Genomic DNA, 21804 nt, shown 5'->3' with positions numbered 1-21804 from the left:
TCCGATGACGCACTTTCGATTGACGGCCCTTGCCCTCGCGACGGTGGCTTCCTCACCACTCATGGCAAACGACCTGGACTGGCGCATCAGCGAGGCGAGCGGCAATGTGCAGCTGTTGCACGCCGGCCTCAGCAAGGTTGCGGCACGCGGTGGCCTTGTGGAGCCCGGCGACACGATCGTCACCGGCCGCGGCGCCCGCGCGGTCGTCACGCGTGGCGAAGAATATCTGATGGTTGCGCCTTCGTCGCAGCTCCGGCTGCCCGCCGCCGAACAATCGGGCGCGGTCACGAAGATCTTCCAGGATTTCGGCAACGTCGTCTTCATGATCAAGAAGAAGATGACGCCGCACTTCTCGGTCTCGACGCCTTATCTGGCGGCCGTCGTGAAGGGGACGACATTCAGCGTCTCCGTCACCGATACCGGCACGTCGGTCCAGGTGATCGAAGGCGCGGTGGACGTGGCGACCGCCGACGGCGGCGCGCACGACCTGCTGAAGCCGGGCGCGGTCGCGATGGTGAATGCGATGGATCGCTTCCGCCTTCGGATCGAAGGCGATGGCGCGGCGCGGACGATCACGTCCCCGGCGATTCCGGCCGCCGGCACGACGCCCCAGCTTCCCCCCGCGCCGAGCGCGCCGGCGACAGTCGCACCGGCGCCGACCGTAACCGCCAATGCGGCTCCCCGGCAGGACGTGATCACGACCGCCATTTTCGAGAAGCCGGTGTCGCTGGCGGAAACCACGGGCGGGCTGGTCAACGGCACGATCGGCGACGACGTGCAGGCCCAATTCGCGATGGTCGGCGAAGGGTCGCATGCCGCGGCCGATACCATCCACGCTGCGGCGGCGTCTGTGGCTGCCACCGAGGTCGCCAGCCACGCCGAGACCGCGCGCATGGAGGCGTCGGCGACGGTGGCCGACGCGTCGGCGGCGGCAAAGGCAGCCGAGCAGGCAGCGAGTGTCGCCGAACAGTCGAACAAGGCGGCGGCCGATGCGGCGGCGGCGAAGGCGGCGAGCGATGCGGCGTCTGCCGCTGCAGCCGCCAAGGCGAATGAAGCCGCCCAACTCGCGCGCGCCGCTGCCGCCGAGGCGGCCCATGCTGCCGATGAGACCGCAGCGCGCCAGGCGCAGGAAGCGGCCGCGATGGCGGCCGCCGCCGAGGCTCAGCGCGCCGCCGACGCGGCCAAGCAGAATGCGCTCGATGCCGCCGCGATCGATGCCGCCAACAAGGCCGCGAAAGAGGCTGCGGAGCAAGCGCAGCGCGCGTCCGACCAGGCCGCGCAGGCCGAAGCCGATCGCGTCGCCCGCGAGGCAGCGCGTCAGGACGCGCAGAAGCAGGCTGAGCAGACCGCCAAGGATGCCGCCAAGGCTGCGCAGGAAGCGATGGACCGGTCAGCCGAAAAGGCGGCACGCGATGCGGCCAAGGCTGCCGACGATGCCGCGCGCGAGCAGGCGAAGCAGCTTGCCGACGCCGCCAAGGCAGCCGAAAAGGCGGCCAGCGACGCGGCTGACCGCGCCGCCAAGGAAGCCGAGAAAGCAGCCAAGGACGCGGAGAAAGCGGCCCAGGACGCAATGAAGGTTGACACCCCGGTCGACATGGCCGGAGATCCCCGGGGGAACGGGCCGGGCTCGCCACCCGACAAGGGAAACAACGGCCAGGGCAAGTCCGGCAAGGATGCCGGCCCCCTCGACAACCTCAAGGACGTTCTGTCCAGCCAGGGCAAGGGCGGCAAGGGCAAGAATTGAGCCGGCGGAGCGGGACTTCCGCGCCGCCGGAGGTGATCGCGCCCGTTGCGGTCAACCCTGACCGTTGCGTCCCGCCACGGCATCCAACGATTCATTAGCGGATCGACGCTATCTGGGCTTCGAGGAGCTCGGCGCATTGACCTTGCACATGTGGATCCGCAGGCGCTGGCGCGTGGTGGTCGTTGTGGCCGCGGCGATCATCGGCCTGGCGTGCGGTCTGTCGGGCACCGGCGCGGGCCTCGACGATCTGCTGCAACGCCAGCGCTGGGCGCTCCGCAACCATGACGCGAGCGGCGACATTCACATCGTGGAGATCGACGCGCGCAGCATCGCCGCGATCGCACACTGGCCCTGGCCGCGCCGGGCGCATGCGCAGCTGATCGATCGGCTTCGTCGGGAAGGCGCGTCAACGATCGCTTTCGACGTCGATTTCTCCGCCCGCTCGCGCGCCGATGACGACGCGGCGCTTGTCGCTGCGCTGAGGCGCGCCGGCGGAGGCGTGGTTCTCCCGACCTTCCGGCAGCGCGCGGCCAGTGAGCGCTCGGATTGGATCGACTCGCTGCCTTTCCCCGAGGCACGCAGCGAGGCGGTGCTGGCGGCGGTGAGCGTCCGACCCGATCCGGACGGTTATGTGCGGCAGATGCCGGTCGGCATCGTGACGCGCGGGTTTCCGCGGCCATCGCTGTCGGCAATGGTGGCGCAGGCAAGCGGCCGAGCCGGCGACGATTTCACGGTCGACTATTCGATCGATCCCAAGAGCATCCCGCGCCACAGCTTCATCGACATCCTTCAGGGCCGCATCGACGTCGGCGCGCTGAAGGGCAAGCGCGTGCTGGTCGGGTCAACGGCGATCGAGCTAGGGGACCATTACGCTGTTCCGCGCTACGGCGTTATCCCAGGGGTGGTGATCCAGGCACTGGCGGCAGAGACGCTGAATGGCGGAAGGTTTCGCCATATTTCCTGGCCGGTGCCGCTTGCCGCGGCCCTGCTGGTCGCCTTCGGTCTGCTTCGACTGCGGACCGGAAAACGCCTTGCGCTTGCCTCTGTCGGCAGCGTCGCCCTGTTTTTTGCGGTCTCGCTCGCGGCCGAGCAATGGCTGCGCGCGATCGTGCCGCTCGCGCCCGCACTGGTTGCGATCGCATTCGCCGCCATCGCATCGGCCGTCGCCCGGCTCGCCGCCGATGCCGAGCGCCGGCAGCTTGTCGATGCCGAGTCCGGCCTGCCGAACAAGGCGGCGATGCTGCGCTGGTTGGCGGCACATCCGTTCGAAGCCGTCGTGGTGGCGCGAGTGACGGGGTTCGAGCGCCTGGCCGCAGCACTCGGCGCCGATCAGATGGGGGAGACGATCCGCCGCCTGCACGATCGCGTCGCGCTGGCGGTCGACGGCGTGCCGGTGTTCCGGATCGAGGACGCTTTACTGGCATGGCCGGCGACCACAGAGCATCGCGCGGTGCTGGACGAGCGCCTTAGCGCGCTCAGGACGACGATGCTGAATCCGATCGAAGTGCGCGGCCGTCGCGCAGACGTGATCCTGAATTTCGGTGTTGCCGACCGGGGGCACGGCTCTCCCGCGCAGCTGATCGCGCTCGCCGGCCTGGCGTCCGAGCAGGCCCGCGAAAGCCATTCCGGCTGGCGGGTGCACCACGGGTCGGACAATGCGCAGATCGACCGTGAAGTCTCGTTGTTGGGCGAGCTCGACGAAGCGGTGCGCGACGGCAGCCTCGAGGTCGTTTATCAGCCCAAGCTCGATCTGAAGACCAACCGCATCGTCAGCACGGAGGCACTGGTCCGCTGGCGTCATCCGGTGCTTGGGCCGCTCGGGCCCGACGCGTTCATCCCGCTTGCCGAGCGTCACGACCGCATCCTTCCGCTGACCAGCTTCGTGCTGCGCCGCGCGCTTCGAGACTCGGCGGATTGGCGGGCGCAGGGCCATTCCGTGTCCGTGGCCGTCAACATCTCTTCGCTGCTCGTCTCGTCCGCCGAGTTTTTCGCGGTGGTGACGGAGATCGTCGGCGATGCGGATTTCGTTCGCGGCGGCCTTGTTTTCGAGGTGACCGAATCGGCGGCGTTCACCGATCCGGATGGCGCGGTGCGGGCGCTGAAGGCCTTCCGATCGATGGGAATCGCGATTTCGATGGACGATTACGGCACCGGACAATCGACCCTCTCGTATCTCCAGCAGCTTCCGCTCGATGAGTTGAAGATCGACCGGCGCTTCGTCCAGCATGCGCATCTGCAGGCCGGCGATGCCGTCCTGGTCCGGTCGACGATCGACATGGCGCATCAATTGGGCCTGAAGGTCGTCGCCGAGGGGGTGGAGGACCGGCCCTGCCTGGATTTCCTCACCTCGATCGGCTGCGACATGGTTCAAGGCTATCTGGTCGGAAAGCCCGCGGCTTCGGCCGCCCTGATGAAGCAACTGAAGACCTCTGTGTCGAAAGCGGCATAGCTTTCGGGACCGCCTCTCGCCAAAGGTCGCGGCGTGATGGATGCTAGGCGCGATCAACGATCAAGCGGGACCCTGAGCTGGTGAAGACTGAACGCGTCGGCATTATCGGTTGCGGGATCATCGGCGCGTCATGGGCGCTGACCTTTGCCCGCGCAGGTTATCGGGTAAAGGTCTGGCAGCGCGGCGAGGCGCCGGTTCTCGACCGTATCCGCCGGCTCGCGGACAATGTCGCGGGCACCGGCTCGGAGCTGAGCGCGGAGGCCTGGCAGCGGATCAGCATAGAGACCGAGATCGCGCGTGCCCTGGAGGGCGTCGATTACGTGCAGGAATCGATCGTCGAGAACCTCGACCAGAAGGCCGAAATCCTGACCGCAATCGAGCGCCATGTGGATGCGGCCACGACGATCGCGAGCAGCACGTCGGGTATCCTTCCCAGCGCAATCAGCCGGCGGCTCCGCCGGCCCGCGCGGTTCCTGGTGGCGCACGCGCTGACGCCGCCGCATCTGCTGCCGGTGACAGAGATTTGCCCCGCGCCCGAGACGGCGCCTCACGTCATCGCCGCTGCGGTCGAACTGTTGAAAGGGGCGGGCCAGAGCCCGGTCGTGCTGAAGCGGGAAATCGCCGGCTTCGCCGCCAACCGGCTGCTCGGGGCCGTGCTCAACGAGCTGTTCGCGCTGGTGGGCGAAGGGGTCCTCGAACCGTTGGATGCCGACACGATCTTCACCGACGGCTTCGGACTGCGATGGTCGGTCATCGGCCCGCTGGCCGCAATGGACCTCAACGCTCCAGCCGGCGTGCGAGACTATCTGGCGAGATACGGCAGCATCTTTTCAGGAGTGGCCGAGAGCCGGGGCGCCACGCCGGCCCTGATTGCCGACGTGATCGACCGCATCGCGTCGTCATTGGAGGCCCTGTCATCCGCGCCGGCAGCAGACCGCGCCGCCGCCCGCGACCGCGCCATCGCGCAAGTGAAGGCAATGCGCTCGACTCTTTGAAAGTCGGGCTTCTGGTGCGGACGGCGGGACTCGAACCCGCACGCCCATGGGGCAGAAGATTTTAAGTCTCCAGCGTCTACCGGTTCCGCCACGTCCGCACGCGCGCGCTTGATCGGGGCGGGCGCGAGCCGGGTCAAGCCCGCTTGCCGTGCCACCCCTTGAACCGCTAGCGCAACGGTATGGACCCGATCATCCGCATTTCCGGGCTGACCAAGACGTACGAGTCCGGTCACCAGGCATTGAAGGCCGTCGATCTGGAGATCGGGCGCGGCGAGATTTTCGCGCTGCTCGGGCCGAACGGCGCGGGCAAGACGACGCTGATCAGCATCGTCTGCGGCATCGTGCGGCCGAGCGGGGGCGTGGTGACGGTCGACGGGCACGATATCATTTCCGGCTACCGAGCGACGCGGAGCGCGATCGGGCTGGTGCCGCAGGAGCTGACCACCGACGCTTTCGAGACGGTGTGGGACACGGTCAGCTTCAGCCGCGGGCTGTTCGGCAAGCCGCGCAGCCCGGCGCACATCGAGCGGCTGCTGAAGCAGCTGTCGCTGTGGGACAAGCGCGCGACCAAGATCAAGGAGCTCTCCGGCGGCATGAAGCGCCGGGTGATGATCGCAAAGGCGCTGAGCCACGAGCCGACCGTCCTGTTCCTAGACGAGCCGAGCGCCGGCGTCGATGTCGAGCTGCGCCGCGGCATGTGGGACATGGTCCGGGAGCTGCGTGACCAGGGCGTCACGATCATCCTGACCACGCATTACATCGAGGAAGCCGAGGAAATGGCCGATCGCGTCGGCGTGATCAGCCATGGCGAGCTGATCCTGGTCGAGGAGACGGCGGCGCTGATGGAAAAGCTCGGCAAACGCGAGCTGACGCTGAAGCTTGCCGAGCCGATGGCGGCGATCCCGCCCGAACTGGCCGAATGGCCGCTGGAGCTTCGCGACGAGGGCAATGCGCTGCTCTACACCTTCGATGCCAAGGCGGAGCGGACCGGAATCGCCTCGCTGATCCGGCGGATGACGGATCTCGGCATCGGCTTCAAGGACCTGGCGACGCGGCAAAGCTCGCTGGAAGATATCTTCGTCCGGCTGGTGCATGAAGGGAAGGGCGCATGACCGGCATCAACTGGCGCGGCGTGCTCGCCATCTACAAATTCGAGATGCACCGGTTTGCGCGCACGCTCTGGACCGGGCTGGCGGTGCCGGTGATCACCACCTCGCTTTATTTCATCGTCTTCGGTGCGGCGATCGGCTCGCGGATGAGCGAGATCGACGGCGTGCCCTATGGCGCGTTCATCGTGCCCGGGCTGATGATGCTGTCGCTGTTCACGGAAAGCATCTTCAACGCATCGTTCGGCATTCACATGCCGCGCTTCACCGGCACGATCTACGAGATCCTGTCGGCGCCGCTCTCCGCGTTCGAGACGGTGCTCGGCTATGTCGGCGCGGCGATGACCAAGGCGGTGACGGTGGCGCTGGTGATCCTGTTGACCGCGAACCTGTTCGTGCCCGTCAGGATCGAGCATCCGCTGGTGATGATCGCCTTCCTGCTGCTGATCGCGGCCACCTTCTGCCTGTTCGGCTTTATCGTCGGCATCTGGGCGAAGGGCTTCGAGCAGCTGCAGGTGATCCCGTTACTGATCGTAACGCCGATGACGTTCCTGGGCGGCGCCTTCTATTCGATCGACATGCTCGCCGAACCCTGGCGGACGGTGACCCTGTTCAACCCGGTCGTTTACCTGATCAACGCCTTCCGCTGGTCCTTCTACGGCACGTCGGACGTGGCGGTGGGCACCAGCTTTGCGATCACGCTGGCGATCTTCATCGTCTGTCTCGCGGTGGTCGCCTGGATTTTCAGGACAGGGTATCGTTTGAAGAGCTGAAGTCGGGATTCGACCCGTTGCTGACGAGCCCCTCTCCCGCTTGCGGGCGAGGGAGGGGGCACCGCGAAGCGGTGGGAGAGTGAGGGTCTGGGCTCTCACGCTCGCTGCGCTTCGCTCTGGCCCCCTCACCCCGCTCGCGCTGCGCGCGAGTCGCCCTCTCCCCGAGGGGAGAGGGGCTGGTCTGCTCACCACCTACCACGGACGCGCCAACGTCCGCTGGCTCACGATGCTGGACAGATTCATTCGCAGAAAGACGCATTCCCGCGTTCGCGGGAATGACAGGTGAGCAACCGGCCGCGCGCCCTCACACGTTCAGGCGCTGGCGCATTTCCTTGCCGGGCTTGAAATAGGGGACGCGCTTGGCGTCGACCGCGACGGTTTCGCCGGTGCGCGGGTTGCGGCCGGTGCGGGCGTCACGGGCGCGGGTCGAGAAGGCGCCGAAGCCGCGCAGCTCCACCCGGCCGCCATCGGCCAGGCGCTGACTGATCTCGTCAAAGAAGATCGCGACGATCCTGTCGATCTCCTTGACGGACAGGCCGGGATTGTCCTCGGCGAGCATCTGGACCAATTCGGACCGGATCATAGGCTTCCTTTCAAGCTGGCGGTTCCATTGCAGGACCGCCGCCGGGGCCTCCCCAGCGCTGGTCCCCCCACGTAAAACGACGGTCCCCCCAGACCGACACTCGACTGATAAGCTACGATACTTCGTCCTAACATAGCGCAGGCCGCAGGCCCGCGCGAGTCGGATCGAAAGGACCGCCACCCGGAATTATCCGAGTGGCGGTCCCATTTTGTTACTTGCCCTGCTTCGCCTTGTTGAGGGCGGCGCCGAGGATGTCGCCGAGCGACGCACCCGAATCGGAGCTGCCATATTGGGCGACGGCCTGCTTCTCTTCGGCGATCTGCATCGCCTTGACGGAGAAGGTCGGCTTCTTCGAGCGATCGAAGCCGGTCACCATCGCGTCGAACTTCTGGCCGACCTGGAAGCGCTCCGAACGCTGCTCGTCGCGGTCGCGGCCGAGGTCCGAACGCTTGATGAAGCCGGTCGCGCCATCGTCTCCCGCCTGCACTTCGAGGCCGCCGTCGCGAACCTCGAGCACCGTCACGGTGACGATCTCGTTCTTGTTGACGCGGGCGCCTTCGCTCGCGCCGCCGGCTGCAGGCGCACCGCGCTCCAGCTGCTTCATGCCGAGCGAGATACGCTCCTTCTCGACGTCCACGTCGAGCACGATCGCCTGCACCATCTCGCCCTTGCGGTGGAGATTGAGCGCGTCCTCGCCGGAAATGCCCCAGGCGATATCCGACATGTGGACCATGCCGTCGACGTCGTTGTCGAGGCCGATGAACAGGCCGAATTCGGTCGCGTTCTTGACTTCGCCCTCGACCTGGCTGCCGACCGGATGCGCCTCGGCGAACTTTTCCCACGGATTCTGCTGGGCCTGCTTCAGGCCGAGCGAGATGCGGCGCTTGTCTTCGTCCACCTCAAGCACGATCACGTCGACTTCTTGGCTGGTCGAGACGATCTTGCCCGGGTGCACGTTCTTCTTGGTCCAGCTCATTTCGGAGACGTGGACCAGGCCTTCGATGCCCGCTTCGAGCTCGACGAACGCGCCGTACTCGGTGATGTTGGTGACGCGGCCATGGAACTTGGCGCCGATCGGGTATTTGGCGGCGGCGCCTTCCCACGGATCGCTCTCGAGCTGCTTCATGCCCAGCGAGATGCGCTGCGTCTCGCGGTTGATGCGGATGATCTGCACCTTCACCGTGTCGCCGATGTTCAGCACCTCGGACGGGTGGTTGACCCGCTTGTAGCTGAGGTCGGTGACGTGGAGCAGGCCGTCGATGCCGCCCAGATCCACGAACGCGCCATAATCGGTGATGTTCTTGACGACGCCATCGATCACCTGGCCTTCATGCAGGCTCTGGATCAGGCCGGTGCGCTGCTCGGCGCGGGTCTCTTCGAGAACGGCGCGGCGCGACACGACGATGTTGCCGCGGCGGCGGTCCATCTTCAGCACCTGGAACGGCTGCGGGATATCCATCAGCGGCTGCACGTCGCGGACCGGACGGATATCGACCTGGCTGCCCGGCAGGAAGGCGACGGCGCCGCCGAGGTCGACGGTGAAGCCACCCTTCACGCGACCGAAGATCACGCCGTCGACGCGGTTGCCGGCGGCGAACTCGCCTTCCAGCTTGTCCCAGGCGGCTTCGCGGCGCGCGCGGTCGCGCGACAGCATCGCTTCGCCGTTGACGTTCTCGACGCGGTCGACGAACACCTCGACCTCGTCGCCGACCTTCAGGTCCGCCTTCTGGCCCGGCGCCGCGAACTCGCGCAGCGGCACGCGGCCTTCGGACTTCAGACCGACGTCGATGACGGCCAGATCGTTCTCGATCGCGGTGACGGTGCCCTTGACGACGCGGCCTTCAAAGCCTTCGTTGTCGCCGAGCGTTTCGTTGAGAAGAGCCGCGAAATCGTCGCGGGTGGGAAAAGCCGCAGTGGCCATGAGGGAGATACTTCCTAAACAATCATTGCTGGCCAGCCGGTTGTCTCCGGCGGTCTAGGCCCGCGTGAACGGACCCGAGGCCAATCCGCCCCGCCGGCCGCATGCCGACGAAGCATCCGGGCGGTGCAGGGGAACGGAGGCGCCATAAAAGCCAAAAGGGCGCGTCGGAACACCCCACGCGCCTTCCTCCGCGAACCCAAGTCCGCCGGACGCGGGCGCACATAGGGGAAAGGTGGGCAAAGGGCAAGGCGTGCGCGCCCGTTCCTCCCGTTGAAACCGGATTGCCGGGTCGGTGGTTCGGCTCGCGACAGGGGAATGGGAGACGAAGATGAAGCTCTTTGCGATTGCAGCCGCGGCCGCCGTGGCGATCACGTCCTTTTCGGCAGTGCCCGCCAGTGCCCAGCGCGAGCGGGTGGTGACGCGGACGACGGTGACGCGGCACGTCAATTACCGTCACGAAATGCGGCATCGCGGATGGCGGACCAAGCGGGTGTGCAGAACGCGCTGGCACCATCACCGCCGCGTCCGTGTCTGCAGGACAATTCGCGTCCGGCGCTGAGCGATGGAACCGGAACGCCTGCGTATCGTTACACAGGCGTTCGCATAGTGCTCCAGTGCAGTCTTGCCCGTCCTTCGGCGTATCGAAGGGCGGGCCTGTTTTCGTAAGGGAGGACGGCTTGCTTGCACGCGCGCATCACGGACAAAGCTGGTCCGCAGTTGAGGACGAGACGGTCCGCTGCCTGTTCGCCGACGGCGCCTATCTGATCGACGTCGCGCGCCAACTCGGGCGATCGCAGGAGGCGGTCCGCACCCGCGCCAATATCCTGCACGTGCCGGTCCGCTCGGCGCCGCGCGGCTATGGCTTCCGGATCAGGCTCGCCTAGCGACGACTCTCCACCAGCGCGATCGCACGGCTGATCGCGCTTTCGATCGACATATAGCTGGTATCGAGCAACATCGCGTCTTCGGCCTGGCGGAGCGGCGCGGCAGCGCGGGTGGAATCGCGCAGGTCGCGCGCCTTGATATCGGCCAGCACCCGGTCGAAGCTGGTCGCGACTCCGGCGCGGACCAGTTCCTCATAGCGACGGCGCGCGCGGATCGCGGAAGTAGCGCGCACGAACAATTTGGCATCGGCATCCGGCGCGATCACCGTGCCGATATCGCGCCCGTCCAGCACCGCGCCGCCCGGCTGAGCTGCAAAGGCGCGCTGGCGGTCCATCAAGGCCTGGCGGACCGATCCATGGGCGGAAACCACCGACGCCGCGTTGCCCGCCGCCGCGAGCTTCAGCCGCGGATCGGCCAGCAGCGCGTCGGCAAAGTCGCAGGCTTCGAACGCGTCGAGCGCGCTGGCGGGATCACCGCCGCGATCTAGCACTGTCTGCCCGACCGCGCGGTAGAGCAGGCCGGTGTCCAGGTGCGGCAGCTTGTAATGGGCAGCGAGCGCGCGGGCGATCGTGCCCTTGCCGCTGGCCGCCGGTCCGTCGACAGCGATGATCATTGCAGTTGCTCGATAAGGCTTGTGAAACCGGGAAAGCTGGTTGCCACCGGGCTCATATCGTCCACCTGAACCGGCTGATGGCAATTCAGCCCGGCAACCGCCATGCTCATCGCGATGCGATGGTCGAGGCGGGAGGCGATCGTTGCGCCGCCGGGCAGGGGATCGCCGCCGGTGCCATCGATTATCAGGCCGTCGGAAAGCTCCTCGACTTGCGCGCCGATCGCGCGGAGCCCTTCGGCCATCGTCGCGATCCGGTCCGATTCCTTCACACGCAGTTCCTCGAGCCCGCGCATCACCGTCCGGCCCTGCGCGAAGGCGGCGGCGACGAACAGCACCGGGAAGTCGTCGATCATGCTGGGCGCGAGCTCCGGCGGCACGTCGATGCCGGAGAGCGTCGAGAAGCAGGCGGTGATGTCCGCGACCGGCTCGCCGCCGACCTCGCGTGGGTTCGCGAAAGCGATCTCCGCGCCCATCATCCGCAGCACTTCGTAAAGGCCGGCGCGGGTCGGGTTGATGCCGACATTCTCGACCGTGACGGCCGAGCCGGGCACGACCAGCGCGGCGACGACCGGGAAGGCGGCGGACGAGGGGTCTCCGGGGACGGTGATGCGCTGCGGCTTCAGCTCGGCCTCGCCGCGAATCCGGATGTGGCGTTCGCCGTTTTCGAGTTCGACCGTCAGGTCGGCGCCGAAGCCCTTCAGCATCCGTTCGCTGTGATCGCGGGTCGGGACCGGCTCGATCACGCGGGTGATGCCCGGCGTGTTGAGGCCGGCGAGCAGCACCGCGCTCTTCACCTGGGCGGACGCGACCGGCAGGCGGTAGGCGATCGGAACCGCCGGGCAGAGGCCGCGCAGCATCAGCGGGAGGCGGCCACCGGGCGAGGCGGTCACGTCCGCGCCCATCAGCGACAAGGGCTCGATCACCCGGTTCATCGGCCGGCGAGAGAGCGAAGCGTCGCCGGTGAAGGTGGCGCTGATCGGGTGACTCGCGACAAGGCCCATCAGCAGGCGGGTCGAGGTGCCGCTGTTGCCCATGTCGAGCGCCGATTCCGGCTGGAGCAGCCCGCCGACACCCACGCCGAAGACGGTCCAGCGACCGTCGGCGTCGCGCTCGACTGTTGCGCCCATCGCCCGCATCGCCGCGGCGGTCGCGAGCACGTCTTCGCCTTCGAGCAGCCCGTCGATCCGGCTTTCCCCGACGGCGAGCGCCGACAGCATCAGCGCGCGGTGGCTGATCGACTTGTCGCCGGGCACCCGCACGGCGCCGGAAAGCGGGCCGGAGCGCGCGAAGCTCAACGGGCGCGGACTGGCGTGCAACGGACGACGTTCCTATCTTGTCGGAGAAGCGAGCGCGGGGCTTTTGACAGCGCCCTTTTGCTATGGCAAGGCGCGCGCCGATTGGCGGGGCATCGACGATGATGCGCCGCTGTTTTTCTTTTCATGAGTATCCGGAGCAAGGCCACAGATGGTGAAGCCTGAATGGGGAGCCAAGCGCAGCTGCCCGAAATGCGCGACCCGTTTCTACGATCTCGGCAAGGACGATCCCGTCCAGTGCATCAATTGCGGCTACGCCTGGGAGCCTGAGCCGGTCCTCAAGTCGAAGCAGCCGCTGCCGTTCGACGCCCCCAAGAAGGAAGAGGCGAAGAGCGAAGACGACGAAGTCCTGGGTGGCGGCGACGACGATCTGGACATCGACGAGGGCGAACCTTCCGTCGACGAGGAAGTCGATCTGGGCGGCGACGACGATCTTGGCGTCGCGACCGGCGACGACAGTGACGAAAGCTGATTGATTTACCGGCGCCGCCCCGCTAACGGGCGGCGCTCAAGCCCGCCGGACCAGCCCGGCGTGACAAGCGTGGGGCCGTAGCTCAGCTGGGAGAGCGTCGCAATGGCATTGCGAAGGTCAGGGGTTCGATCCCCCTCGGCTCCACCATTTTCCCTATAGCGGCGATACCTTTTTTCGGCCGGCACCGCGGCTTCAATCGCCGAGCTCAAGCGAGCGCCACATCACAAGCGCGTCCACATCGCCAAGCGCCGGGTGGCGAAAGGCCGAGGGCAGGCGGCCGACAATGTCGAAGCCGAGCGAGCTCCAGAGCCGAACCGCGCGCTCGTTGCTGGCAACCACGAAATTAAACTGCATCGCTCGATAGCCGCGATCGCGCGCGGTCTCGAGCGAATGCTCGCCCATCGTGCGCGCGATCCCGCGGCCCTGCATGTCCGTCGCGGTCGCATATCCGCAGTTGCAGACATGGCTTCCGCCGCCGCGCTGGTTGGGGCGCATATAATAAGTGCCGGCCAGGCGCGCGTCCTCGATTTCCGCGACAAAGACATCGTGGCCCGGCGCGAACCAATAGGCACGCGCATCGGCCTCATCCATGTCGACCGGAAGCGCATAGGCTTCGCCGGCGCGTATAACGGGTTCGAGGATCAGCCAGATCTTCGGCCAGTCCGCGTCCGTGGCTGATCTAATTCGCATCGATTGAGGCACGCTCCTGCTGATTCGCGCCACAGAATAGATCGAATTGAAGGGAGGGGAACGATGTTGCGGGGTTATGCTTAAAATCCGGCTGAACCTTCGATTTTTGGTCGATATCCAGAAATTAATCCTGCGTAGATCGTCAAAAAACCAAGCACCTTCGGAACGGGCGCTGCTACCCATAAGGACGGCGGCAGACCGGGCCTTTCCTTCATCTGCTGCGCAAAAACGAATCATCAGGGGGGTTGCAGAATGGCGTTTGGATTTGGTGGAGTCTCGTATCCGCAAGCGGCGGGCCGTATCGGGCGCGCAGCCCTGCTGACAGGCGCGGCGATCCTCTTTCCGTCGATGGCCATGGCGCAGGACGTGCCGGCCGGAGCCGAAGCCCAGGCAGCGGCCGACAATGCGAATGTGGCCGACAACTCGGGCGAAATCGTCGTCACCGCTTTGAAGCGCGACACGCGGCTTCAGGACACGCCGATCGCGATCTCCGCCGTCGGCGGCGATTCGCTTCAGCGGGGCGGCACGACCAGCTTCACCGACCTGACGCGCAATGCGCCGAGCCTTCGGGTGGTCGATGGCGGCCCCGGCAACCGTCGCGTCATCCTGCGCGGCGTCACCGCTGCGGGTGAGCCGACCGTCGGCGTCTATTACGACGAATCCCCGGTCTCCGGATCGGTCGGCACGACCAGCGACGCGGCGGGCTCGACCCCCGATTTCCGCCTGTTCGATGTCGAGCGTGCCGAGGTGCTGCGCGGGCCGCAGGGCACGCTTTACGGCTCCGGATCGATGGGCGGCACGGTCCGCATCATCTACGAAAAGCCGAAGGCCGATCGTCTCGAAGCCGCGATGGCGGGCAGCTTGTCGGCGGTCCAGAGCGGGGGCGTCGGCGGCTCCGTCGACGCGATGATCAACGTGCCGATCGTCGAGGACGTGGTCGCGCTGCGCGTGGTCGGCGATTACAATCAGTTCGCCGGCTACGTCGACAACTCCTACTATCACCGCAACAACATCAACGACGGCAATTCGTATGGCGGTCGCGCGTTGCTGCGCATCACGCCGACCGACGCGCTGACCGTCGATTTTGCCGCCTATTACGAGAAGGTCGCGACCAACAGCCCGCGCTGGATCGCCGAGACGGGCCAGCGTTATGTGACGGACGGCCGCTCCGAATCCGGAAACTACGACAAGAACCAGATCTACAGCGGCACGCTGAACTATGATTTCGGCCCGGTCGCGCTGACCGCGGTGAGCACCTATTTCCGCCGCGATCGCACCGTCGTCAGCGACGTCAGCGACACCTTCAACGGCCGCGACAATGCCGCCGGATGCAAGCGCTATCATCTCGCCAATGCCCGCGCCTGTTCGCCGACCGAACTCGCCGACTATCTCGACGAGACGAACCGCATTCTGTTTTCGAGCCTCTACCAGCCGCAGTTCGTGAAGAACTGGACGAATGAGCTGCGCCTGAGCTCGACCGGCAACGGTCCGTTCAACTGGACGGTCGGCGTCTTCTCCGAAGACCGCAAGACCGAGGTGCGCAGCACATTGCTCACCGCCGATCCACGCAGCGGGCTGCTCCAGCCCTTTGTCGACGAGAACATCTTCTACGATCGGACGATCAACGATCACCTGAAGCAGAAGGCCGCCTTTGCCGAGCTGTCGTACAAATTCTTCGACAAGCTGACCCTCACGGCCGGCGCGCGCTATTACGATTTCGACAAGACCGTGGGCGGCCGGGTCGACAAGGGCCAGGAACATTACGTCTCGAAGGTGACGCCGTTCCAGGAGGCGGAATCGAAGGAAGACGGCTTCGTCTACAAGTTCAACGCCTCCTACGAAATCAATCCGGACTATATGGTCTATGTGCAGGCGTCGCAGGGCTTCCGTCCCGGCGGCGTAAACCAGGTGATCGGCTTGCCGGCCGCGCTGGCCGCCTATTCATCCGACAGCCTGTGGAATTACGAAGTCGGCGTGAAGACCCATCCGCTGGCCGGGGTCTATTTCAACCTGACCGGATATCGGATCGACTGGGATAATCTCCAGGTCTCAGGCCGCACCTCCGGCACCGGATCGGTGTTCGGGCTGATCTCCAACGCCGGCGCGGCACGGATCGAGGGCGTCGAGGCGGAGCTGAGCGCAACGCCGCTCGCCGGCTTCTCGCTGTCGGCGAACCTTGGTTACACCAACGCCCGCCTGTCGGAGGACCAGGTCAGCGAAGTCGTGGTCGCGACCGGCCGGAAAGGCGATCGGCTGGCCTTCGTTCCGCGCTGGAACGCCAGCGGGTCGGCCGAATACACCTGGGGGATCAGCGACACGCTCGACGGCATCATCCGCGCCGATGCGGCGTACGTCGGATCCTCATACAGCACGCTGTCGCAGCTCGACGTCTATCGCCGCAAGGTCGACGCTTATGAGCTGGTGAACGCGCGCATCGGCCTGCAGGCCGCCGACTCCGGCTGGAACGCGTTCCTGTTCGTCAACAACGTGTTCAACGCGGCGGCGGTCAACAGCCGCTCGTCCAGCTCGAACACTGGCGGCAAGACGACGGTGTTCAGCGCGCCGCCACGCACCTTCGGCATCAGCCTGCTGAAGCGCTTCCGTTGAGATCATGGGTTCGAAATGCCGGAGGAGGGGCTCCCCCATCCCTAAGACTCTCTTCCGGCGGGGGCGGCCATCGCTGGGCCGCCCCCACCGCACCACTTTCCTCGGCAGCGGCGACAGGCCAATGATCACACAATTCGGGTCGAATCAGGGGTTTCAAAGATGAAGAAGGCATTCCTCAGTGCAGTGACGCTTGTCCTGGCGACGACCGCGCTTACCGGCGTGTCGTTTGCGCAGGACGATCATGACGAATGGTTTGCCGGCGGTGCGGCGGGCGCGACGCAGGAAGCGCGCGGCCAGTATGTCCCGGCGCCGCCGCGCACGTCCGACGAGAGCGTCGGCCCGTTCCGCAAGCTGGTGATCCGCGGCGCGACGCTGATCGACGGCACCGGCGCGCCGCCGCGCGGGCCGGTCGATATCGTCATCGAAGGCAACAAGATCGTCGCCGTCACCCAGGCAGGTTGGCCGGGCCTGCCGATGAAGCCGCAGCGCGAACCGCGTGACGCCGATTATGAGCTCGACGCGACCGGCATGTACGTGCTGCCCGGCTTCGTCGACATGCACGTTCACGCGCCGGCCGCCGACAAGGCGCCGGACATGAGCTATGCCTACAAGCTCTGGCTGGCGCACGGCGTCACCACCGTCCGCGGCGTGCCGCTCGCGCCGCCGGAGGTCGCGAGCTCGGAGAAGAATCGGTCTGCAGCCAACGAGATCGCGGCGCCGCGTATCCTCAACTACCAGACGATGGGCGCGGGCTGGACCGGCGGGCCCGTCGACTCGCCTGAAAAGGCGCGGCTGTGGGTGCGCTGGGCGGCGACGCACAACATCGACGGCATCAAGTTCTTCAATCGCCCCGAAGAGACGCCGGACATCATCGCTGCTGCGATTGACGAAGCGCACAAGAACAAGATGGGCACCGTCGCCCATCTGTCGCAGACCGGGGTCGCCAACTTCAACGCGCGCAACGCGGGCGACGCGCATCTCGACACCGTGACCCATTATTACGGGCACTTCGAAGCGCTGCTGAAGGATGCGACGATCCAGCAATTCCCGCTCGATTATAACTACAACAACGAGCAGGACCGGTTCGGCGACATTGCCGAGATCTGGGACGAGGTATACGCGCCGGAATCGCCAGAGTGGATGGAATACCTTCATCACCAGAAGGACAACAACGTCGACTTCAACCCGACGTTCAACATCTACGCCGCGTCGCGCGACCTGATGCGCGCGCGGAATGCGGATTGGAACAACAAATACGTCACGCCCCAGCTCTGGAATTATTTCCAGTCGACGCGCGACAATCACGGTTCCTATTTTTACGACTGGACGACCGAGAACGAGTTCGCTTGGAAGCGGTTCTACTCGAACTTTTTCAAGCTGATGAACGACTATAAGAATATGGGTGGCCGCGTGACGGTCGGCACCGACTCCGGCTTCATCTTCAAGACGTATGGCTTCGCCTATATCGAGGAGCTCGAGCTGTTCCGCGAGGCCGGCTTCACCCCGCTCGAGATCGTGCGTTCCGCGACAATGTGGAGCGCCGACGAGGGCTGGCGTCCGAAGGGCGTTCCGACGCCGGTCGGCGTGGTGCGGCCGGGCATGCTCGCCGACCTCGTGATCGTGAAGGAAAACCCGCTTGCGAACCTGAAGACGCTCTACGGCACCGGCCATCTGCGGCTGAACCCGAAGACGAACAAGCAGGAACTCGTCGGCGGCGTCAGCTACACGGTCAAGGACGGGATCGTCTACGACGCGAAGAAGCTGCTGGCGGAAGTCGCCCAGATGGTCGCGTCGGAAAAGGCGCGGCTCGGGCAGCCGGGCGCGCCCGCGCCCAATCCCGGCACCGGCCAGTAACGACTGCGCCGCTTCTCCGGCGGCGCAGCAACCTTGTCATCAGAAACCGGACGCCGGCGCCTCGTGCGCCGGCGAACGGAGTAACGCGTGGATTTAGTAGAGAAATGCCGTCTTCCAGCCGATGCAGATCGAAAGCGTCCGTTGCAGGCGACAATCGAACGTCAGATCGGCAGGTCGGTCGCGTTCTTCACTTCCTCCAGAACGGCGTAGGTGCGCGTTTCGCGAACCCCCGGCATGCCCACCAGCGAGTCTGCGAGAAAGGCGCGATAGGCCGCCATGTCTTTCATGCGCACTTTCAGCAGATAGTCGAACCCGCCGGCAACCATGTGGCATTCCATGATCTCCGGCTTGCCGCGCACGGCTTCGGCGAAATTGGAAAACACTTCACCGGTGGTGCGATCGAGCAGCACCTCGATGAAGACCAGAAGCGCGCGGTCCAGCTTTTCCGGGTCGAGATGGGCGGAAAAGCCGGTGATGTAGCCCTGTTCGCGCAGCCGCCTCAGCCGATCGAAACAGGCCGATGGCGAGAGTCCGCAGCGATTGGCGAGCTCCTGGTTGGTGATCCGGCCGTCCTTCTGGATGGTCCTGAGAATCCGGCGGTCGGTCTCGTTCAGCATCGATGCTTCTCCGGGCCTTCTATGTGAAGCCCGTCATTATGCCGGCCCACGCGCCGAATTCCAGAACCGAACGCGAGTCCTGATTTGAACATGCAATCCCTTGCCGAATATCGCGCCGCAATCGCCAGTCGCCACCGCATCGAAGAGCAGGTCGCGCTCGCCCAGCTCCTCCCGCTCGCGCGCAGCACGTCCGCCGAACAGCCGCGCGTGGAGGAGACGACACGGTCGCTGCTGGAGGCGCTGCGGCGCCACCCCGATGCGGGCCTGGTCGAGCGGTTCATGCGCGAATATGCGCTGAGCAGCGAGGAAGGCATCGCGCTGCTGTCGCTCGCCGAAGCCTATCTGCGCGTCCCCGACCCGCACACGGCCAACCTGCTGATCCAGGACAAGGTGCAGATGGGCGACTGGGCGTCGCACGGCCGTCGCGCGCCCTCTGCAGTCGTCAATACGGCGACGTTCGGCCTGATCCTGACGAAAACCCTCACTGCGCCCGGTGCCGGCGCGCTGCGCGGGCTCATAGCACGCATGGGCGAACCGTTCGTCCGGATGGGGGTCGCCGCGGCGATGCAGCTGATGGGCGGCCAGTTCGTGCTCGGCCGCACGATCGACGAAGCCCTTGCCCGGGCGCGACGCGAAGGCGCGATCTGCTCGTTCGATATGCTCGGCGAAGCGGCGTTCACCGCCGCCGACGCCCGCCGCTATTTCGAAGCTTATGAGGGAGCGATCGAGGCGGTGGGTACCGCCGCTTCCCAGGATGCGCCGCTCTCCAAGCGACATTCGGTGTCGATCAAACTGTCGGCCCTTCACCCGCGCTACGAAGCGGGGCAGGCGGAGCGGGCGGTGCGCGAATTGTCAGCGGCCGTCATTACGCTCGCCAAGCGGGCGAAGCGGCACGGCATCGGCCTGACCATTGACGCCGAAGAGGCGGATCGCCTGGAAATGTCGCTCGACATCATTGCCGCGGTCGCCGCGGACCCGGCGCTTGCCGGCTGGGACGGGCTCGGCATGGCGATCCAGGCCTATCAGAAGCGCGCGATGGGCGTGATCGAATGGGCCGACGCACTTGGCGCCGCGACCGGCCGCCGGATCCAGGTGCGGCTGGTGAAGGGCGCCTATTGGGACACCGAGATCAAGCATGCCCAAGAAGAAGGGCTCGACGGCTATCCGGTTTATACGCGGAAGGAGGCCACCGACGTGTCCTATCTCGCCTGCGCGCGGCGGATGCTGGCGGCGGAGAACATCGCGCCGGCCTTTGCGACGCACAATGCGCTGACCGTCGCCAGCTTGATGACCTGGGCGGGCAACCGCGACGATATCGAGTTCCAGCGTCTGCACGGCATGGGCGAGCCGCTTTATGCCGAAGCGTTGAAGGACGGGCGCCATCAGGTTCGCGTCTACGCGCCGGTCGGCGGTTATCGCGATCTGCTCGCCTATCTGGTCCGCAGGCTGCTTGAGAACGGGGCGAACAGCAGCTTCGTCCATCAGATCGGCGATACCAGCCGCGATATCGACGCGCTCGCGACCGATCCGGTCGCCCTTGTTGAAGCCAATGGCGGCGCGCCGAACCCCATCATCTCGATGCCCGCCGACCTGTTCGGCGCCGAGCGTCTCAATTCGGAAGGAACTGACTTGTCGGACCGTGAGGTGTTGCGCGCACTGGAAGCGCGCGTCGTTGCGACCGCGCCGGAAGACCGCCGCGCCGGCCCACTGATCGGGGGCCAGGAAGCCGCCGGGGCGGCGACCCCGGTCGTCAACCCCGCCAATCCGGACGATGTCGTAGGCGAGGTCGTCGATGCGACGCCGGACCAGGTGCGCGTGGCAATCGAGCGCGCCAGCCGCGCCGCGCCGGCCTGGGCTGCGCTGCCGGTCGAGGAGCGCGCTGCCTGCCTGGAACGCGCCGCCGACCTGCTGGAAAAAGAGAAGGAAGCCTTCTTCGCGCTTGCGGTGCGCGAGGCGGGCAAATGCCTGCCCGACACCGTGGCCGAAGTGCGCGAAGCTGTCGACTTCTGCCGCTATTACGCCGCCCAAGCCCGGCGCTTGCTGGTCACGCATGTGCTGCCCGGGCCGACCGGCGAGTGCAACGAAATGCGGCTGAGCGGTCGCGGCGTGTTCGCCTGTATCAGCCCATGGAATTTCCCGCTCGCGATCTTCCTCGGGCAGGTCACGGCCGCGCTGGTCGCCGGCAACGCGGTGATCGCGAAGCCTGCGCCGCAGACGCCGCTGATCGCCGCGCGCGCGGTGCGGCTGCTTCACCGCGCCGGCGTGCCGGGCGATGTGCTGCAGCTGCTGCCGGGCGGCGCGGACGTGGGCGCGGCGCTGGTTGCGGACCGCCGTGTCTCGGGTGTGGCCTTCACCGGATCGACGGGCGCCGCCAAGCGGATCGCACGCTCGATCCTGGACGACGACCTGCGGCCAATTGCCCCGCTGGTCGCGGAGACCGGCGGCATCAACGCGATGATCGTGGATTCGACCGCGCTGCCCGAACAGGTCGTGGCGGACGTGATCGATTCCGCGTTCCGCAGCGCCGGCCAACGCTGCTCGGCGCTTCGCCTGCTGTGCCTTCAGGAAGATGTGGCCGACGGGATCCTCGAGATGCTGCAGGGCGCGATGGCCGAGCTGAAGCTGGGCGATCCGGCGCTGGCCTCGACCGATGTCGGGCCGCTGATCGACGAGGCGGCGCGCGGGCGGGTGCAGGGCTATATCGACGCCAACGCGGCGCGCGTGATCGCATCGCTGCCGACGGACGACGCGCCCGGCGGTCATTTCGTCGGGCCGACCATCATCCGTTTGGACACGCCCGAAGAGCTGACCACGGAAGTGTTCGGGCCGGTGCTGCACGTGGTCACCTGGAAGGCGGGCGAACTCGAAGCGCTGGTCGATCGCATCAACGCCAACGGCTACGGCCTGACGATGGGGCTGCACAGCCGGCTTGCGTCGGCGATGGACATCGTGCGGGCACGCGCGAAGGTCGGCAACCTCTACGTCAATCGCTCGACGATCGGCGCCGTGGTCGGCGTGCAGCCGTTCGGCGGCGAGGGACTGTCGGGAACCGGTTTCAAGGCCGGCGGGCCGCATTACCTGCTACGGTTCGTGACCGAGCGCGCGATCTCGATCGACACCACATCGGCCGGCGGCAATGCGGCCCTGTTCAGCGCCGAAGTGCCAGCCGCGATGGCCTGAGA

At 66.3% G+C, this 21804-nt stretch carries 17 protein-coding genes and 2 tRNA genes; 12 read left to right on the top strand and 7 right to left on the bottom strand.

All coding sequences use genetic code 11. The annotated features are described in order from the left end of the window. The first annotated feature begins 61 nt into the window (after positions 1 to 61). From SCH01S_RS05425 to SCH01S_RS05415, 3 genes are all read left to right on the top strand, one after another. On the top strand, positions 62 to 1744 hold the full coding sequence (locus tag SCH01S_RS05425; protein ID WP_052733794.1) for a FecR domain-containing protein: 1683 nt from the start codon (positions 62 to 64) through the stop codon (positions 1742 to 1744). Between the two features lie 172 nt (positions 1745 to 1916). Beyond that, the gene (locus SCH01S_RS05420) at positions 1917 to 4193 is read left to right on the top strand and encodes an EAL domain-containing protein (protein ID WP_169746358.1); all 2277 of its coding nucleotides are present in this window, start codon (positions 1917 to 1919) and stop codon (positions 4191 to 4193) included. 80 nt (positions 4194 to 4273) lie between these two features. Further along, the gene (locus tag SCH01S_RS05415) at positions 4274 to 5188 is read left to right on the top strand and encodes a 3-hydroxyacyl-CoA dehydrogenase NAD-binding domain-containing protein (protein WP_046347754.1); all 915 of its coding nucleotides are present in this window, start codon (positions 4274 to 4276) and stop codon (positions 5186 to 5188) included. Positions 5189 to 5200: 12 nt separating this feature from the next. Here the strand turns inward: SCH01S_RS05415 and SCH01S_RS05410 are convergent. After that, a tRNA-Leu gene (locus SCH01S_RS05410) sits at positions 5201 to 5286 on the bottom strand. An 81-nt stretch (positions 5287 to 5367) separates the two neighbouring features. Between SCH01S_RS05410 and SCH01S_RS05405 the strand changes: the two genes are divergently transcribed. Next, a complete protein-coding gene (locus SCH01S_RS05405) occupies positions 5368 to 6300 on the top strand; it encodes an ABC transporter ATP-binding protein (RefSeq protein WP_046347753.1) in 933 nt (310 codons plus the stop codon). Then, the gene (locus SCH01S_RS05400; protein WP_046347752.1) at positions 6297 to 7067 is read left to right on the top strand and encodes an ABC transporter permease; all 771 of its coding nucleotides are present in this window, start codon (positions 6297 to 6299) and stop codon (positions 7065 to 7067) included. Before SCH01S_RS05405 ends, SCH01S_RS05400 begins: the two co-directional genes overlap by 4 nt. Positions 7068 to 7371: 304 nt before the next feature. On the opposite strand, the gene SCH01S_RS05395 is transcribed toward SCH01S_RS05400, so the two are convergent. Together SCH01S_RS05395 and rpsA are read right to left on the bottom strand one after the other, a co-directional pair. Then, on the bottom strand, positions 7372 to 7650 hold the full coding sequence (locus SCH01S_RS05395; RefSeq protein WP_046347751.1) for an integration host factor subunit beta: 279 nt from the start codon (positions 7648 to 7650) through the stop codon (positions 7372 to 7374). 211 nt (positions 7651 to 7861) lie between these two features. Then, entirely contained in the window at positions 7862 to 9571 is a 1710-nt protein-coding gene (gene rpsA / locus SCH01S_RS05390) for a 30S ribosomal protein S1 (RefSeq protein ID WP_046347750.1), read from the bottom strand. Positions 9572 to 9899: 328 nt separating this feature from the next. Between rpsA and SCH01S_RS05385 the strand changes: the two genes are divergently transcribed. Both SCH01S_RS05385 and SCH01S_RS05380 read left to right on the top strand, forming a co-directional pair. Next, complete coding sequence (locus tag SCH01S_RS05385; protein ID WP_046347749.1) at positions 9900 to 10130, top strand: hypothetical protein; 231 nt, start codon at positions 9900 to 9902, stop codon at positions 10128 to 10130. A 118-nt stretch (positions 10131 to 10248) separates the two neighbouring features. Beyond that, positions 10249 to 10455 carry a hypothetical protein gene (locus SCH01S_RS05380; protein WP_046347748.1) on the top strand — a complete coding sequence of 69 codons (207 nt, stop codon included), beginning with the start codon at positions 10249 to 10251 and terminating at the stop codon, positions 10453 to 10455. On the opposite strand, the gene cmk is transcribed toward SCH01S_RS05380, so the two are convergent. Together cmk and aroA are read right to left on the bottom strand one after the other, a co-directional pair. Continuing rightward, complete coding sequence (gene cmk, locus SCH01S_RS05375; protein ID WP_046347747.1) at positions 10452 to 11069, bottom strand: (d)CMP kinase; 618 nt, start codon at positions 11067 to 11069, stop codon at positions 10452 to 10454. The genes SCH01S_RS05380 and cmk overlap by 4 nt on opposite strands. Further along, positions 11066 to 12364 carry a 3-phosphoshikimate 1-carboxyvinyltransferase gene (aroA, locus tag SCH01S_RS05370; protein ID WP_245612164.1) on the bottom strand — a complete coding sequence of 433 codons (1299 nt, stop codon included), beginning with the start codon at positions 12362 to 12364 and terminating at the stop codon, positions 11066 to 11068. The genes cmk and aroA overlap by 4 nt, the downstream gene beginning before the upstream one ends. A 169-nt stretch (positions 12365 to 12533) precedes the next feature. Here aroA and SCH01S_RS05365 point away from each other — a divergent pair, with 169 nt between their 5' ends. Both SCH01S_RS05365 and SCH01S_RS05360 read left to right on the top strand, forming a co-directional pair. After that, positions 12534 to 12854, top strand: coding sequence for an FYDLN acid domain-containing protein (locus SCH01S_RS05365; RefSeq protein ID WP_046347745.1), 321 nt, complete (start codon positions 12534 to 12536; stop codon positions 12852 to 12854). 71 nt (positions 12855 to 12925) lie between these two features. Next, positions 12926 to 13001 (top strand) — tRNA-Ala (locus tag SCH01S_RS05360). Positions 13002 to 13046: 45 nt separating this feature from the next. On the opposite strand, the gene SCH01S_RS05355 is transcribed toward SCH01S_RS05360, so the two are convergent. Further along, entirely contained in the window at positions 13047 to 13544 is a 498-nt protein-coding gene (locus SCH01S_RS05355) for a GNAT family N-acetyltransferase (protein ID WP_046347744.1), read from the bottom strand. A gap of 252 nt (positions 13545 to 13796) precedes the next feature. On the opposite strand from SCH01S_RS05355, the gene SCH01S_RS05350 reads away from it, so the two are divergent. Both SCH01S_RS05350 and SCH01S_RS05345 read left to right on the top strand, forming a co-directional pair. Continuing rightward, entirely contained in the window at positions 13797 to 16151 is a 2355-nt protein-coding gene (locus tag SCH01S_RS05350) for a TonB-dependent receptor (RefSeq protein ID WP_084689402.1), read from the top strand. Positions 16152 to 16310: 159 nt separating this feature from the next. Next, a complete protein-coding gene (locus SCH01S_RS05345) occupies positions 16311 to 18005 on the top strand; it encodes an amidohydrolase family protein (protein ID WP_046347743.1) in 1695 nt (564 codons plus the stop codon). A gap of 161 nt (positions 18006 to 18166) precedes the next feature. Here the strand turns inward: SCH01S_RS05345 and SCH01S_RS05340 are convergent, their stop codons facing one another. Then, on the bottom strand, positions 18167 to 18622 hold the full coding sequence (locus SCH01S_RS05340; protein ID WP_046347742.1) for an Lrp/AsnC ligand binding domain-containing protein: 456 nt from the start codon (positions 18620 to 18622) through the stop codon (positions 18167 to 18169). 90 nt (positions 18623 to 18712) lie between these two features. Between SCH01S_RS05340 and putA the strand changes: the two genes are divergently transcribed. Further along, the gene (gene putA, locus SCH01S_RS05335) at positions 18713 to 21802 is read left to right on the top strand and encodes a bifunctional proline dehydrogenase/L-glutamate gamma-semialdehyde dehydrogenase PutA (protein ID WP_046347741.1); all 3090 of its coding nucleotides are present in this window, start codon (positions 18713 to 18715) and stop codon (positions 21800 to 21802) included. Positions 21803 to 21804 lie beyond the last annotated feature (2 nt).

Origin of the sequence: Sphingomonas changbaiensis NBRC 104936, assembly GCF_000974765.1 — a bacterium.
GTDB classification, from domain to species: Bacteria; Pseudomonadota; Alphaproteobacteria; order Sphingomonadales; family Sphingomonadaceae; genus Sphingomonas_B; species Sphingomonas_B changbaiensis.
Note: the sequence above shows the minus strand (reverse complement) of the source record. Positions and strands in the feature narration are given on the sequence as shown.

Excerpts from the sequence above, each read along its gene's own strand:
- SCH01S_RS05425 (WP_052733794.1), top strand. The coding sequence starts at position 62 with ATGGCAAACGACCTGGACTGGCGCATCAGCGAGGCGAGCGGCAATGTG.
- SCH01S_RS05405 (WP_046347753.1), top strand. The coding sequence starts at position 5,368 with ATGGACCCGATCATCCGCATTTCCGGGCTGACCAAGACGTACGAGTCC.
- SCH01S_RS05400 (WP_046347752.1), top strand. The coding sequence starts at position 6,297 with ATGACCGGCATCAACTGGCGCGGCGTGCTCGCCATCTACAAATTCGAG.
- SCH01S_RS05395 (WP_046347751.1), bottom strand. The coding sequence starts at position 7,650 with ATGATCCGGTCCGAATTGGTCCAGATGCTCGCCGAGGACAATCCCGGC.
- rpsA (WP_046347750.1), bottom strand. The coding sequence starts at position 9,571 with ATGGCCACTGCGGCTTTTCCCACCCGCGACGATTTCGCGGCTCTTCTC.
- SCH01S_RS05385 (WP_046347749.1), top strand. The coding sequence starts at position 9,900 with ATGAAGCTCTTTGCGATTGCAGCCGCGGCCGCCGTGGCGATCACGTCC.
- cmk (WP_046347747.1), bottom strand. The coding sequence starts at position 11,069 with ATGATCATCGCTGTCGACGGACCGGCGGCCAGCGGCAAGGGCACGATC.
- SCH01S_RS05365 (WP_046347745.1), top strand. The coding sequence starts at position 12,534 with ATGGTGAAGCCTGAATGGGGAGCCAAGCGCAGCTGCCCGAAATGCGCG.
- SCH01S_RS05355 (WP_046347744.1), bottom strand. The coding sequence starts at position 13,544 with ATGCGAATTAGATCAGCCACGGACGCGGACTGGCCGAAGATCTGGCTG.
- SCH01S_RS05350 (WP_084689402.1), top strand. The coding sequence starts at position 13,797 with ATGGCGTTTGGATTTGGTGGAGTCTCGTATCCGCAAGCGGCGGGCCGT.
- SCH01S_RS05345 (WP_046347743.1), top strand. The coding sequence starts at position 16,311 with ATGAAGAAGGCATTCCTCAGTGCAGTGACGCTTGTCCTGGCGACGACC.
- SCH01S_RS05340 (WP_046347742.1), bottom strand. The coding sequence starts at position 18,622 with ATGCTGAACGAGACCGACCGCCGGATTCTCAGGACCATCCAGAAGGAC.
- putA (WP_046347741.1), top strand. The coding sequence starts at position 18,713 with ATGCAATCCCTTGCCGAATATCGCGCCGCAATCGCCAGTCGCCACCGC.